Source organism: Bacillus sp. D48C (assembly GCF_053345735.1).
The window spans coordinates 1-14,829 of sequence record NZ_JBKFAQ010000025.1 but is presented as its reverse complement, the minus strand read 5'-3'; the positions used below and the strand labels follow the sequence as shown (position 1 = coordinate 14,829).

At 36.8% G+C, this 14,829-nt stretch carries 16 protein-coding genes, 1 tRNA gene, 1 rRNA gene, 1 other RNA gene and 1 other annotated feature; of the genes, 4 read left to right on the top strand and 15 right to left on the bottom strand.

From position 1 onward, the window contains the following. Positions 1–228 precede the first annotated feature (228 nt). The 7 genes from ACLBXA_RS29095 to tadA all read right to left on the bottom strand — a co-directional run bounded on the left by ACLBXA_RS29095 (position 229) and on the right by tadA (position 4,525). A complete protein-coding gene (locus tag ACLBXA_RS29095) occupies positions 229–498 on the bottom strand; it encodes a pro-sigmaK processing inhibitor BofA family protein (protein ID WP_001089273.1) in 270 nt (89 codons plus the stop codon). Positions 499–660: 162 nt separating this feature from the next. Beyond that, positions 661–882 (bottom strand): YaaL family protein, encoded by a 222-nt coding sequence (locus tag ACLBXA_RS29090; RefSeq protein ID WP_000466019.1) that lies wholly within the window; start codon positions 880–882, stop codon positions 661–663. Positions 883–896: 14 nt separating this feature from the next. Beyond that, on the bottom strand, positions 897–1,493 hold the full coding sequence (gene recR, locus ACLBXA_RS29085; RefSeq protein WP_000559169.1) for a recombination protein RecR: 597 nt from the start codon (positions 1,491–1,493) through the stop codon (positions 897–899). Between the two features lie 14 nt (positions 1,494–1,507). Continuing rightward, positions 1,508–1,834 (bottom strand): YbaB/EbfC family nucleoid-associated protein, encoded by a 327-nt coding sequence (locus ACLBXA_RS29080; RefSeq protein ID WP_014894853.1) that lies wholly within the window; start codon positions 1,832–1,834, stop codon positions 1,508–1,510. A gap of 25 nt (positions 1,835–1,859) precedes the next feature. Then, a complete protein-coding gene (gene dnaX, locus ACLBXA_RS29075; RefSeq protein ID WP_000121560.1) occupies positions 1,860–3,548 on the bottom strand; it encodes a DNA polymerase III subunit gamma/tau in 1,689 nt (562 codons plus the stop codon). A 132-nt stretch (positions 3,549–3,680) separates the two neighbouring features. Beyond that, positions 3,681–3,945, bottom strand: an RNA gene (gene ffs, locus ACLBXA_RS29070) — signal recognition particle sRNA large type. Positions 3,946–4,024: 79 nt separating this feature from the next. Beyond that, on the bottom strand, positions 4,025–4,525 hold the full coding sequence (tadA, locus tag ACLBXA_RS29065) for a tRNA adenosine(34) deaminase TadA (protein ID WP_000434341.1): 501 nt from the start codon (positions 4,523–4,525) through the stop codon (positions 4,025–4,027). Positions 4,526–4,632: 107 nt separating this feature from the next. Here tadA and ACLBXA_RS29060 point away from each other — a divergent pair, with 107 nt between their 5' ends. From ACLBXA_RS29060 to ACLBXA_RS29050, 3 genes are all read left to right on the top strand, one after another. Further along, the gene (locus tag ACLBXA_RS29060) at positions 4,633–5,172 is read left to right on the top strand and encodes an isochorismatase family cysteine hydrolase (protein WP_000798738.1); all 540 of its coding nucleotides are present in this window, start codon (positions 4,633–4,635) and stop codon (positions 5,170–5,172) included. A gap of 125 nt (positions 5,173–5,297) precedes the next feature. Continuing rightward, positions 5,298–5,933 carry a deoxynucleoside kinase gene (locus ACLBXA_RS29055; RefSeq protein ID WP_000148217.1) on the top strand — a complete coding sequence of 212 codons (636 nt, stop codon included), beginning with the start codon at positions 5,298–5,300 and terminating at the stop codon, positions 5,931–5,933. Positions 5,934–5,935: 2 nt separating this feature from the next. Further along, complete coding sequence (locus tag ACLBXA_RS29050) at positions 5,936–6,604, top strand: deoxynucleoside kinase (RefSeq protein WP_001053585.1); 669 nt, start codon at positions 5,936–5,938, stop codon at positions 6,602–6,604. A gap of 35 nt (positions 6,605–6,639) precedes the next feature. On the opposite strand, the gene ACLBXA_RS29045 is transcribed toward ACLBXA_RS29050, so the two are convergent. From ACLBXA_RS29045 to guaB, 7 genes are all read right to left on the bottom strand, one after another. Next, positions 6,640–7,032, bottom strand: coding sequence for a DUF3797 domain-containing protein (locus ACLBXA_RS29045; protein ID WP_000364195.1), 393 nt, complete (start codon positions 7,030–7,032; stop codon positions 6,640–6,642). Between the two features lie 166 nt (positions 7,033–7,198). Next, a tRNA-Ser gene (locus tag ACLBXA_RS29040) sits at positions 7,199–7,291 on the bottom strand. 154 nt (positions 7,292–7,445) lie between these two features. Further along, positions 7,446–8,720 (bottom strand): serine--tRNA ligase, encoded by a 1,275-nt coding sequence (gene serS, locus ACLBXA_RS29035; RefSeq protein WP_079244958.1) that lies wholly within the window; start codon positions 8,718–8,720, stop codon positions 7,446–7,448. 51 nt (positions 8,721–8,771) lie between these two features. Continuing rightward, positions 8,772–8,993: a binding site (T-box leader), on the bottom strand. Positions 8,994–9,047: 54 nt separating this feature from the next. Continuing rightward, a complete protein-coding gene (pdxT, locus tag ACLBXA_RS29030; protein WP_000238785.1) occupies positions 9,048–9,638 on the bottom strand; it encodes a pyridoxal 5'-phosphate synthase glutaminase subunit PdxT in 591 nt (196 codons plus the stop codon). 18 nt (positions 9,639–9,656) lie between these two features. After that, positions 9,657–10,544 (bottom strand): pyridoxal 5'-phosphate synthase lyase subunit PdxS, encoded by an 888-nt coding sequence (gene pdxS / locus ACLBXA_RS29025; protein ID WP_000186158.1) that lies wholly within the window; start codon positions 10,542–10,544, stop codon positions 9,657–9,659. 161 nt (positions 10,545–10,705) lie between these two features. Beyond that, complete coding sequence (gene dacA / locus ACLBXA_RS29020; RefSeq protein ID WP_127057751.1) at positions 10,706–12,013, bottom strand: D-alanyl-D-alanine carboxypeptidase DacA; 1,308 nt, start codon at positions 12,011–12,013, stop codon at positions 10,706–10,708. A gap of 113 nt (positions 12,014–12,126) precedes the next feature. Then, on the bottom strand, positions 12,127–13,590 hold the full coding sequence (gene guaB, locus ACLBXA_RS29015; protein WP_000264089.1) for an IMP dehydrogenase: 1,464 nt from the start codon (positions 13,588–13,590) through the stop codon (positions 12,127–12,129). A 115-nt stretch (positions 13,591–13,705) separates the two neighbouring features. Here guaB and ACLBXA_RS29010 point away from each other — a divergent pair, with 115 nt between their 5' ends. Next, positions 13,706–14,707: a YaaC family protein gene (locus ACLBXA_RS29010; RefSeq protein ID WP_447617724.1), complete on the top strand. Its 1,002-nt coding sequence runs from the start codon at positions 13,706–13,708 to the stop codon at positions 14,705–14,707. Between the two features lie 34 nt (positions 14,708–14,741). Here the strand turns inward: ACLBXA_RS29010 and rrf are convergent. Continuing rightward, positions 14,742–14,829: ribosomal RNA gene (rrf, locus tag ACLBXA_RS29005) — 5S ribosomal RNA — on the bottom strand; the annotation flags it as partial.

Sequence of the window (14,829 nt, the reverse complement as noted above, 5' to 3'; positions counted from 1 at the left end):
TCTCCAATAAAGTTAGTTTGTCTAGCATCTAAAAATAAAAATTGACGTTTCACGTTGTTTGTTTCGTTTAGTTTTCAAAGTTCAATATCGCGTTTCAGCGACTTTTATAATTTAACATTTCTCGTTAAATCTGTCAACAACTTTTTTCTTTCGTTCCTGACGACGCTTATTAATTTACCATACTAATCATTTAATAGTCAACACTTTTAAAAAAACGCCAAAATAATTTTATCTTGGCATAATATAAAGCTTAATAATCACTAATGCTGCCACACCCGGTAGGCCTAATAAACTCGTTATTGCTGCTGTACCCATGTTAATCGGGATATGAAAATCAAAATATGTCCCTACAACATTTACGATAAAAAGCAACGCTATGCCTAAAGTAACATGAAAAATCACCTTACCTATAAAACGCAATGGCTTAGAGGCAACACCAAAAACAAGAAAAATAAACACTAAAGTAAGAATGCCAACAATAATAATTGTAGAATTCATCTTTTCCTCCTTATGAATGACCTATACATCTATTTGTATGGGACAAGACAATAAAAAAGAACAGTTATCATAAGCGACATCTCTTTCATATAAACAAAATGAAACAACACCTCAGCATTTTAACAAATAAAATAAAAAGGCCTGCTTAGAAAGCAGAACCCTTTACCATTGTTCCATTTTTACAGGACGACGCTTTGCTTCTTTCAACAAGAAGAAATATTTCGCCTCTGCTATCTTCAAAGAACAAATGACATCTTGAGATGGTTCTACACTTTGTTCAACCATTCTCTTCTGACGTAACCACTCATTCTTCACTTTTTCCAAAAGTACAATTAACTTATCATCATACTCTTTACGCAATTTACCCTTTTTTTGAAAGAACATTTTTGTTTCTCCTCTTATACTTCTCTGCGACCTTCTAACGCTTTCGATAGTGTCACTTCATCTGCATATTCTAAATCTCCACCAACTGGCAGACCATGTGCAATACGAGTTACTTTAATGCCTGTAGGTTTTAAGAGGCGGGAGATATACATCGCTGTAGCTTCCCCTTCAATATTAGGGTTTGTTGCTAATATTACTTCTTGTACCGTTTCATCATGTAGTCGCTTTAAGAGTTGCGGGATATTAATGTCTTCCGGTCCAATTCCCTCCATAGGAGAAATCGCACCACGTAACACATGATATACACCTTGATACTCTTTCATTTTTTCCATCGCGATTACATCTTTCGGTTCTTGCACGACACAAACAACTGATTGATCTCGATGCGAATCATTACAAATATAACAAGGATCACGATCAGTAATATGTCCACATACAGAACAATACGCTAAATCTCGCTTCGCATTTACAAGTGCTTTCGCAAAACCTAACACATCATCTTCTTTCATATCTAATACGAAAAATGCCAATCGAACCGCTGTTTTCGGTCCGATACCTGGCAACTTCATAAAACTATCGATTAGTTTTGATATTGGCTCTGGATAATGCATGTATCAATATCCCCCTAGAACATTCCACCTGGTAAGTTTAAGCCTTTTGTAAATTTACCCATTGTAGAGTTTGATAGCTCATCGGCCTTTTTAAGTGCATCATTTGTTGCAGCTAACACTAAGTCTTGTAACATTTCGATATCTTCTGGATCTACAACTTCTTCTTTAATCTTCACTTCAAGAATTTGCTTGTGACCATTTGCAATAACTGTAATCATTCCGCCGCCAGCTGTACCTTCAACTGTTTTTTCACCAAGCTCTTCTTGTGCTTTCGCCATGTCTTTTTGCATCTTTTGCATTTGTTTCATCATGTTATTCATATTTCCCATTCCGCCACGCATCATAATTAATTCCTCCTAATTATTATTACTCTTTTATTTCAATGAGTTCTTGTCCTACTAATTTCACTGCCTCTTCTATAAGAGGGTCTTCCTTTTTCTCCGGGCTTTCTTCAGACTCTCCACCTTCACGTTGTAAAAAGTCTTCACGGATTTTACCCCATTCACTTTTTGGAATGGCAATCATATTTAACCTTTTACTTAGCAATTCAAATAAAGCTTGTTCTACTGTATCCATAGCTTCTCGATTTTCGCTCGCCATTTTACAGTGAATCTCATATTGAAATGCTAAAACGTAAGTGTCATCTGAAGCTGCCACTGGTTCACTATTTTCTAGTAAAACAGCAAACGCTACTTTGTTATATGATTTGAGTCTTCCTAACAACTCACCCCATACAGCTTTTAATTGTTCTAAATCTTGACGCTTCGCTTGTTTTAATACTTCATTTACACGCCCGATAGGAATCTTCATACTTCCTGTTCGTACGGGTTTTGGTGTTGCACGTGTCTCTCTTACTTCCTGTTGTACACCAGCTGGCACACCGTTCTTTTTGACTTGCTCTAACTCTTTCTCCAATTGCTGCATCCTGTTCATAATTGCTTGCAAACGATCCGTACCGTTTGCTTGCATCATAAACTGTTGACACAACTGCACCATAACAACTTCTAAGAAAATACGCGGATGATTTGTCCACTTCATTTCCTGTTGTCCCTTACTAAGGGTATGAATAATCTCATAGATCACTTCCGGTTGCATTTCTTCACTCAACTTACGGAATTGATCATCTACAATTACTCGTTCCAACATATGTTCTAGTTGCGGTGAAGTTTGATATAAAAGCATATCACGATAATAGTAAATGAAATCCTCCATAAAACGAACTGGATCCTTCCCTTTACTCATCATTTCATCTATGATCTGTAATGCTCTTGATACATCATTTTCACGTATGCATTCTACTAAATTGCCTAAGTATTGCTGAGAAACAGATCCTGTTACCGCCAATACATCTTCTGTCGTAACAATCTCATCACTATAAGATATAGCCTGATCAATAAGACTAAGCGCGTCACGCATACCACCTTCAGCAGCACGTGCAACAATTTGTAATGCTTCATCTTCCACTTGCGTACCTTCATTCGTCACGACTGTTGATAATCTCTCAACAATATCATTCACTGATATTTTTCGGAATTCAAAACGCTGACAACGCGAAATAATTGTAGGCGGGATCTTATGAGGTTCTGTTGTCGCCAAAATAAAGATAACATGTCCTGGCGGCTCTTCTAAGGTTTTTAAAAGCGCATTGAATGCACCCATAGAAAGCATGTGAACTTCATCAATAATGTATACTTTATATTCTACAGCACTTGGAGCATATTTTACTTTATCTCTAATATCTCGAATTTCATCTACACCGTTATTTGAAGCCGCATCAATTTCTAATACATCTGAAATGGATCCTTGTGTAATTCCTAAACAAGAAGGACATTCATTACAAGGTTCAGCTACCGGAGCATGTTCACAGTTAATTGCTTTTGCAAATACTTTTGCAATTGTCGTTTTTCCTGTTCCCCTCGGACCAGAAAATAAATAAGCATGTGAAACTTTCTCTTGAAGAAGGGCATTTTGCAACGTTTTTGTCACGTGCTTTTGACCGACTACATCTTCGAACTTTTGCGGTCTCCATGTTCGGTATAACGCTTGGTATGACACGAAAATACGGCCTCCCTCAAAGGTTATTATCTCATTTATTATAACCCATTCTGTTTATAGATTCCAAAAGTTATTTTCTATACAAAAAACTCACCTTTGTATTAAGGTGAGTTTTGTATACATATATAACTGCCGTGCACCCTCCGTCGATTACGTACCATAAGCGTTACTCAAGCAGTTAGCTCGGTTCAGGCACTCCTGCGGCACACGAGAAGACCCGCTTATTGCTGCTTCCTTCCGGACCTGACAAGGTTCACGGGGTCCCGTTGCGCAGGACCCAAACGTCAACACCACTTACTTAAGGCAGACCTTACAGCAACATAACCTCGAGAGGGGATTCGGCCTCGCTAGAGCGGATTGCGAGTATAGGGCACCGCTACCTCCCCGCTTAGCACGGCAAAGTTAAAACCAATATTCGGTTGCCTTCATTAAAGGCATTATCAGTATAACTTGTTTCTTTATAAAATGCAAATACGTTAGTTCCCATTGCTTTTCTCCAATTTTTTTATCGCTTTTCTTTTTTTACGAAGCTCTCTAAAAAAGTTTGTTAACAACGTACCGCATTCTTCCTCAAGTACACCAGTTACTACTTCACATTGATGATTGAATCGTTCATCCGTTAAAAGATTCATCAATGTCCCTGCACATCCGCCCTTCGGATCACTTGCACCATATACAACTCGCTTCACTCGCGATAAAACAATTCCACCCGCACACATTGGACAAGGTTCTAATGTTACATACAATGTTGCATCTTCTAAACGCCATGTCCCTAATTTTTTACACGCCTCATCTATCGCTAGCAACTCAGCATGAGCTATTGATCTTTGCTCAGTTTCCCTTAAATTATGAGCAACACTAATTACCTCACCATCTAACACTATAACTGCTCCAATTGGTACTTCCTGCATTTCCTCCGCCTTTTTAGCTTCTTCTATCGCTAATTGCATAAAATAAATATCTCGATCTTGTTCCATAACATAGTCCTTTCATTACAAATAAAGTACACTTATTTCCATTTACTGCACAGGGGATAACTTTTACAAATTCAATCCACCCTAAAAGAAAAAGAGAGGGATTACATATGAAAAATACCGCCTTGCTCATTATCGATATGATTAATGATTTTCAATTTTCCCACGGACCCATTCTAGCTCAAAAATGCGAAACTATAACAAACCCTATTTTACAATTAAAGAAAAAAATGAAATCCTTCGGCTATCCTATAATTTACGTTAATGACCATTATCAACTTTGGAGATCTGATATCGACCAACTTATTACTCATTGTACAAATAAATATAGTGAAAATATAATTCATAAGATTGCTCCAAGTTCTGATGATTACATTTTTATTAAACCACATTATTCCGCTTTTTATGAAACACCTTTAAATTCATTACTAGGTTATTTAAAAATAGAAAATCTAATATTAACAGGAGTTGCCGGGAATATATGCATCCTATTTACAGCTAATGATGCTCATATGAGAAATTATAAATTGTATGTACCACAGGATTGTATCGCCTCTAACAACGACCAAGATAATATACATGCTTTAAAAATAATGGAAACTACATTGAAAGCAAATATAACATCGTCATCCAAAATAAAATTTAATTAATACATATATCTATTTTCTAACTTTTTATATCAAATTAACCCACTCGCTTCCCTCTTGTGCTACAATAATTCTGTTTTGTGTTTTTAGTAGTCACGGTAAATCACTGATTGAAAGGAGGAAACAGCGTGACCGGAGTACCATTTATCACGGTTGAAGGACCAATTGGTGTTGGAAAAACTTCACTTGCGAAGGAAATTTCAACTCACATGCAACTCCACTTACTAAAAGAGATTGTTGATGAAAATCCCTTTTTAGGAAAGTTTTATGAAGACATCGACGAATGGAGTTTTCAAACAGAGATGTTCTTTCTTTGTAATAGATACAAACAATTAGAAGATATTAACATAAAGTATTTGAATCAAAGGAAACCAGTAGTAGCAGATTACCATATCTTTAAAAATTTAATTTTTGCATCCCGCACATTAAAAGACTCTCAATATGACAAGTACATGCAAATTTATCGTATCCTTACACAAGATATGCCTGTGCCAAATGTCATTGTTTATTTAACAGCTAGCCTAGAAACATTGCAAAAACGAATCGCCTTGCGCGGAAGAGAATTTGAAAAAAACATGGATCCAAATTACTTACTACAGCTCACAAAAGATTATGAAACAGCAATGGATACTTTTAGAAAAGATCATCCGGAGATACCAGTATTGAAATTTAATGGAGACGATATGGATTTTGTAAAAAATCCTGATGATTTAAACGTCATCCTATCTGCCCTTCAAAATACTCTCTTAAAGGAGTCGAAATAATAATGAATTTAAGGCAAAAATATGATATACCCAATGATGCAGTAATCACTATCGCCGGAACGGTAGGTGTGGGTAAATCAACTATGACAACTGCATTAGCTAATGCTTTAGGTTATCGCACATCATTTGAAAAAGTAGATTCCAATCCATATTTGGACAAATTCTATGCGGACTTCACTCGCTGGAGCTTCCACCTACAAGTGTACTTTTTAGCAGAACGATTTAAGGAACAAAAAAGAATTTTTGAATATGGTGGCGGTTTTGTTCAAGATCGTTCCATTTACGAAGACACTGGAATTTTCGCAAAGATGCATCATGAAAAAGGTACAATGACGGAAACTGATTATGAAACATACAAAGGTTTATTTGACGCTATGGTCATGACTCCTTACTTCCCTCATCCAGACTTATTAATTTACTTAGAAGGTTCTTTCGATGATATTGTCGATCGCATTCAAGAACGTGGGCGCCCAATGGAACAGCAAACACCAATTGAGTACTGGAAAGAAATGCATGGACGTTATGAAAACTGGATTAACAACTTTAATTCATGTCCTGTATTACGCTTAAATATTAATGAGTACGATATTTTAAAAGATGGTGATTCAATCGAACCAATCATTAAAAAAATTGGCCATTTTTTAAAACAAACACGTAAACTTGTAAAATAAAAAACCCGTGCATATGCACGGGTTTTCCTATTAAATTACTTCTTCTTTGTTGGAGCAATAATTTCACTCTCAGGTTTTCCTGCGTTAATACGCTGACGAACAGTACTTGTACTAATATCGTATGCTTCAGCAATCTCTTTAACAGTCATTTCTTTCCCGTTAATTACTGCCGTTAATACTTTACCTGTACGTTTTGGAGCTGCCTCTTTCTTTACAGCTGGTTTTTCAACTTTTTTTGGTGCCTCTACTTTTGTCTCAGCTTGCTTTACATCACAAGTGCAACCACAAAGTTTACGGAATGTATCATCGCTTATAATGCGTGACACATTTGCACCACTGTTTAAAATTCTATTGTTCTTACAGACAGGACATTGTACATAATATAAAGTTTTTCCATCTAAAGGAAACGTTTGTATAATAAGATCCATGTTGACTCCTTTCATATCTATGAAGATAATCATCGGAATATGAGTGTGTAATAAGGACAAAATTACCTTACACCATACTTTATGATTGGTTTTAAAATAAAAACTCGTTACGTGTTGGTAACGAGTTCTCCAATCTCCACTTATATGCGCTGTTGTCAATTATATCTGGAGGAGGTAGAGGGATTCGAACCCCCGCGCGACTCTCGCCGCCTGTCGGTTTTCAAGACCGATCCCTTCAGCCAGACTTGGGTATACCTCCATATTGACATCAAATATAATATCAAAAGAAAAACAGTTAGTCAACCCTACTAAAATAAATTATGAGGAAAGGAAAATTTTACTTTCCCCTTCCTACATTACAGTACTGACAACGCTCATAATTACCAATCACTCATACCGATGAATGTTTAAATTTACTTAATAACTGTTTTTCCTCCCATATAAGGGCGAAGAACTTCTGGAATTATAATTGTACCATCTTCTTGTTGGTAGTTTTCTAAAATAGCTGCAACCGTACGTCCAATTGCAAGACCAGATCCATTTAATGTATGGACATGTTCTGGTTTTCCATTTGGCTCACGGCGGAAACGGATATTTGCACGTCTCGCTTGGAAAGCTTCAAAATTACTACAAGAAGAAATTTCACGATATGTGCCATAGCTTGGAATCCATACTTCAATATCGTATTTCTTCGCTGCTGTAAATCCTAAATCGCCTGTGCACATGCTCATAACGCGATATGGCAACTCTAATAATTGTAACACGCGTTCTGCATCATTTGTTAATTTTTCTAACTCTTCATAAGAATCTTCTGGTTTTACGAACTTCACAAGCTCTACTTTATTGAACTGATGCTGGCGAATTAAACCGCGTGTATCGCGACCAGCTGAACCTGCTTCAGAGCGGAAGCAAGAGCTAAATGCAGCATATCTTATAGGCAATTGCTCTTTATTTAAAATCTCATCACGATGCATATTCGTTACAGGTACTTCAGCTGTTGGAATTAAGAAATAATCTTCACTTTCAATACGGAATGCATCTTCTTCAAACTTTGGAAGTTGTCCTGTTCCTGTCATACTTGCACGGTTTACCATATATGGAGGTAATACTTCTTCATATCCATGCTCATCAGTATGAAGATCAAGCATAAAGCTAATTAAAGCACGCTCTAATCTTGCACCAGCACCTTTGTAAAATACGAAGCGGCTTCCTGTTACTTTCCCAGCGCGTTCAAAATCTAAAATTCCTAAATCAGTAGCAAGATCCCAATGTGGTTTTGGTTCAAAAGTAAATTCTTTCACTTCTCCCCAAGTACGCGCTACTACATTATCATCCTCTGTTTCACCGACTGGAGCAGACTCATGAGGGATATTTGGAATAGATAACATTAATCTTTCTAAGTCTTCTTCAACTGTGCGAAGTTCGTTATCAAAATCCTTTACTCTTTCTCCAACCTCACGCATTTCTAAAATTAGAGCTTCTGCATCTTTCTTTTCGCGCTTTAATACAGAGATTTGTTGAGACACTTCATTACGTTTACTTTTTAATTCTTCTGTCTGAACAAGTAGTTCTCTTCTTCTCGTATCAAGTTCTTCAAAACGTCCGAAATCAGTTAGATCTTCACCTCTATGCTGTAATTTCGCTTTTACTTCTTCAAAGTTTGTACGTAAAAATTTAATATCAAGCATTATATACTCCTCCTTTTATTTTATAAAACACAAAAAACTCCCGTCCCTATATAAAGGGACGGGAGTTAACCCGCGTTGCCACCCTAGTTGAAAGCATTACCGCTTTCCTCTCAAGTAGAAATAACGGCTCTTCACCGGGAATGCTTACTAATCCAAAAGATGTTCCACATTCCATTCCAGGATGGATTCACAAACTGTTTCTATCGATTTCCACCAACCATCGACTCTCTATAAGAAACAACATTTGTTACTATTTCCTATCAACACGCTTATTTTATAAAATTGTTACCATCAATTTACTATAATCTTATACAAGTTGCAAGTTACTTATACAACTTTTTTCATTTTCGCTTCTTTTACCATTTCAACAAAGTATGCTGTGACACGATGATCATCTGTTAATTCCGGATGGAATGAAGCAGCTAAAAACTGATCTTGTCTTACCGCTACCATTCGGTCACCATGCTTAGAAAGCACTTCAACATTATCAGCTACTTCTACAACATACGGCGCACGGATAAATACACCAACGAAGTCTTCACCCACGCCTTCAATTGAAAGCGCAGCTTCAAAACTATCCTTTTGGCGTCCGAACGCATTGCGCTCAACTGTAATATCCATAGCACCAATATGTGCTTCTTCATAGCCAATAAGTGTTTTCGCAAGAAGAATCATCCCTGCACATGTACCAAACATTGGTTTACCAGACTTTGCAAATGTGCGAAGTGGTTCCATGAAAGCATACTTATCAATAAGACGGCGCATTGTTGTACTTTCACCGCCTGGTAAAATAAGACCATCAATCTCTTCAAGTTGCTCTATACGCTTTACAACAACAGCTTCGGCACCACTTGCTTCAACTGATTTTACATGTTCACGAACTGCACCTTGAAGACCTAGTACACCGATTTTCACCATTTTAAAGTTCTCCTTTAATTACCATCCACGCTCTTGCATGCGTTGTTCTGGTAATAACGTTGAAATTTCGATACCTTTCATTGCATTACCTAACCCTTTAGAAAGGCTTGCAATTAGTTCGTAATCTTCATAATGAGTCGTTGCTTCAACGATTGCACGTGCAAATCTCTCTGGGTTTTCTGATTTGAAGATACCAGATCCAACAAATACCCCATCAGCACCAAGTTGCATCATTAATGCAGCATCTGCTGGTGTTGCTACACCACCTGCCGCAAAGTTTACAACTGGTAAGCGACCAAGACGTTTAATTTCAAGTAATACTTCGTAAGGAGCACCAGTATTTTTTGCATATGTCATTAACTCATCTTCACGTAGACTCGCAACTTGACGGATTTCTGCATTGACTTGGCGCATATGACGCACTGCCTCTACAATGTTTCCTGTTCCTGGTTCACCTTTTGTACGAAGCATAGATGCACCTTCTGCAATACGACGTGCAGCTTCTCCGATATCACGGCAACCACATACAAATGGAACTGTGTAATCACGTTTATTTAAATGGTATACTTCATCAGCAGGAGTTAATACTTCACTCTCATCGATATAGTCTACCCCTAATGATTCTAATACACGTGCTTCTACAAGGTGACCGATACGGCATTTTGCCATAACCGGAATTGACACTGCACCCATAACTTCTTCAACGATTGTTGGGTCTGCCATACGAGAAACGCCACCTGCTGCACGAATGTCTGCTGGTACACGCTCTAATGCCATAACGGCAACTGCGCCTGCCTCTTCTGCAATTTTTGCTTGTTCAGCGTTAATTACGTCCATAATAACGCCGCCTTTTTGCATTTCTGCCATTCCACGTTTTACACGCTCTGTCCCTGTTACATTTGTCATGTACAAAAACCCCCCTAGGTGAATTGCTTTCCCCCGTTAAAGGCGAAAATTAAGAATACTCTTACATTCTACCACTAACTATCAGATGCTTGTCTACTACTTTTTCATAAAGTCGGTATGAAAAATAGGAATAAAAAAAAAGCCCCTACCATGAGGAGCTTTTAAAACCAACCTTTTACTGTATCAACAGCACTATTCCACATACCACTAAAGAATGAACCAATTCCGCGCATAGCACGAGTAAACCAGTTTGCTTCTTCTACTTCAGATGTTGTTACAAGATCCACTTGCAACGACTTACCAGTTAAAAATCCAGGGTCGTTTGTATCTTTTGGCGTAATTACCATTTGACCAAGCGCAGCTCCCTTTTTAATAGGTGCTTCTTGTCCCTTACTTGATTCTTTTAATTCTGTTTTATAAACATCTTTACTTCCTTTTGGCACTGGAAGTGAAATAGCTTGTTTCGTTTGAACTGCTACATCTTTATCTTTCGCATTTTCTACTCTTACTGTTTCTTGTCCTTTTACTGAAGAACCTTTTTTATACATTTGTTTCACTTCAAAGTTAGCAAATCCATAATCATATAGCTTCTTTGTTTCATCAAAACGTGCTGTATGAGAACTTGTTTTAATAACTACAGAAATAAAACGCATACCGTTTCTTTCAACCGTACCAGTGAAGCAATCTCCTGCTTCTGGAGTTGAGCCTGTTTTCAGACCATCTACGCCATCATATTCTTTAACTAAGCCCTTTAACATCCAGTTCCAGTTTGACATTGCAAACTTCTCTTTTTCTGGACGGAATTCTTTTTTAGGAATTTTTGCTGTATCTAACACTTTTGGATAATCTTTAATTAAATGTTGTGCTAAAGTTGCAACATCCTTTGCAGACATTTTATTTTCTTCATCCGCTGTTGTTCCTTCAGGATGCATTCCCTTTAAATCTTTATTCGTTAAACCTGTAGAATTGACAAATTTATAATTTTTCAATCCTAGTTCTTTCGATTTATCATTCATCATTTTTACGAAATCTACTTCTTTACCTGCAATTGCTTCTGCTAATGCAATTGTTGCACCATTTGCAGAAAAGATTGCCATTGCCTCATATAACTCTTTTACTGTATAAGAGCCACCATTTTCTAACGCAACATTTGATAATGAAGCATCTTGTGAAACCTTATATGCATATTCAGAAACCTTAATTTTCTGGTCCCACTTAAGTTTTCCTTTATCCACTGCTTCATGAACTAAATATTCACTCATCATCTTTGTCATACTAGCAATGGATAATAATTCATCTGCATTCTTTTGATATACAATTTTCCCAGAATTCGCTTCTACTAAAATTGCCGCACCTGCTTCAATGTTTAAAGCGGCTCCTGTTTCAGCTGATGCATTGCTATATGGCATAAAAATGCTACAAGCTAGTGTAATCACTGTTACCAAAGCAATGAATCTTTTGCAAAACATACCTTTCACTTTTGTTACCCCCAATATCTATGTACTCACATAACCGTTATTCTAACATAATCAAAAAAAAATAGACAGAGATATCAAATCTCTGTCTATTTGTATATAAGACATTATAATGAGTAGTTTGGAGCCTCTTTTGTAATTTGTACGTGATGAGGATGGCTTTCACGTAAGCCAGCACCTGACATACGAATGAATTGTGCATTCTCGCGTAAGAATTCTAAATCCTGTGCCCCGCAATATCCCATACCCGCACGTAAGCCACCAACTAATTGGTGAACTGTATCTGCTAAAGGTCCTTTATATGGCACTCGTCCTTCGATACCTTCTGGGACAAGTTTTTTATTTCCTTCTTGGAAGTAACGATCTTTACTTCCTTTTTCCATCGCACCGACAGAACCCATACCACGATACACTTTAAATTGACGACCTTGGTAAATTTCAGTTTCTCCAGGACTTTCGGCAACACCAGCAAACATACTACCTAGCATAACAACATGTGCTCCTGCTGCTAAAGCTTTCACCATATCACCAGAGTACTTAACACCGCCATCAGCGATAACTGGAATACCGTGTTTACGAGCTTCGGTTGCACAATCATAAACTGCTGTTAATTGTGGTACACCAACACCAGCTACAACGCGTGTTGTACAAATAGAACCTGGTCCAATACCAACTTTAACTACGTTTGCACCAGCTTCAATTAATGCTTTCGTTGCTTCAGCTGTAGCAACATTTCCAGCGATGATATTTAATGATGGATATTTAGCACGAACTTCTTTTACCTTATCAATAACACCTTTAGAATGCCCATGGGCTGTATCAAGTACAATTGCATCTACACTAGCTTTTACTAATGCATCTATACGAAGCATAGCATCAGCTGTTACACCAACTGCTGCTCCAACTAATAAGCGTCCTTGCTTATCCTTAGCAGAGTTTGGAAATTCAATTACTTTTTCAATATCTTTTATTGTAATAAGCCCTTGTAATACACCGTTATTATCAACAAGAGGGAGTTTTTCAATTTTATACTTTTGTAGGATCTTTTCAGCTTCTTCCAGTGTAGTACCAACTGGAGCTGTAATTAACTGTTCTTTTGTCATTACGTCAGAAATTTTGATTGAGTAGTCTTGGATGAAACGCATATCACGGTTTGTAATAATACCAACTAATTTTCGCTCATCTAAATTATTTACAACCGGTACACCTGAGATACGATATTTTCCCATAAGATGTTCTGCATCATATACTTGATGTTCTGGAGTTAAGAAGAAAGGATCTGAAATAACGCCGCTTTCAGAGCGCTTTACTTTATCAACTTGCTCTGCTTGTTGCTCAATAGACATATTCTTATGAATAATTCCTAAACCACCTTGGCGAGCCATTGCAATAGCCATGTCAGCTTCTGTTACTGTATCCATTCCTGCACTAATTAACGGGATGTTTAGCTGTAAGCTTTCAGATAAAACTGTTTTAACACTTACTTCTCTTGGTAATATATCTGACCTAGCTGGTACAAGTAATACATCATCAAAAGTCAAACCTTCTTTAACAAATTTAGATTCCCACATAATTGTTCCCCCTATGATACCAGAAATTATTATTAGTAGCTTATCAATTGGTTAAAATACTGTCAAGGACGTATATATATGTTAGAATTTTTAGACAATAAAAGGAGCGTAATATATGCATCAAACATCTTATACTTGGCAGCAGTTAAGTTTCTTTTTTTCATCTCAAAATGTACAACGTTATCTTGCCCGTTGTTATGAAAAATCCTCTATTCAGGATGCCGAAAAAAAAAGTTTTGAAAATTGTTATCCCTTTATTTATTACCTAGAACACGGGAAAAATTATTATGAATTATATAAGAAAGCTCCATTTTCTATTCAACCAATGTTGTTATTTTATGGAATTAGTCAACTTTTTAAAGCATGTCTACTAACCATTGATCCTAACTATCCTGAATCCACTACTGTTTTAGCTCATGGCGTTACAACTCGCAAACGAAAAAAACAAGGGTATCAATTTTTAGAAGATGAGGTGAAGATACAAAAAAACGGATTGTTTACTCATGTTGCAGAACAACTGTTTCACATGAAACACTTAGAAGCAGAAAAATTTAACATGCTAGAACTAATGGGAAATATTCCAGAATTACAAAATTTGTTTCGCTATAGTCAAAAAGGATCAACTTTATATAAAATCGATTCAACGATTAAAAATGAGCTCTCCTTTTCAGTCAACCTACTAGATCGATTACATATGACTAAAGAGAGATTTTCTCGCTACATTGAAACATCTTGTAAGCATTTATCAATGCGACACGTACCTGAGAAAACTAATGAATCGAATTTATTTTTTACGGCGCCCATTCAATCATGGAATCCTATGTACAGTACTCCTTTATACTATGAACATCTTACTAATACTTATTATTTACCACTTACGACTGATCCTAGAAATCCTAAGCCAGTATTACCTGAACTCCTTGTTCATTATTTATTGCTCTATAATTTAAGCATGATTTCTAGGTATGAAACAGATTGGTGGTATGACTTACTTGGAAGCTATGGCTCTGAAGATTATCCATTTATTTATCAATTTCTTAATATTTCTGCTCAAAAAATCCCTTACTATATTTCATCATTTTTACTAACAGAACCTAACCTATTTCATGGGAAATAAAAAAACACAAGTCAAAAGACTTGTGTTTTTAGTTGCTTGGCGACGTCCTACTCTCACAGGGACAAGGTCCCAACTACCATCGGCGCTAGAGAGCTTAACTTCCGTGTTCGGTATGGGAACGG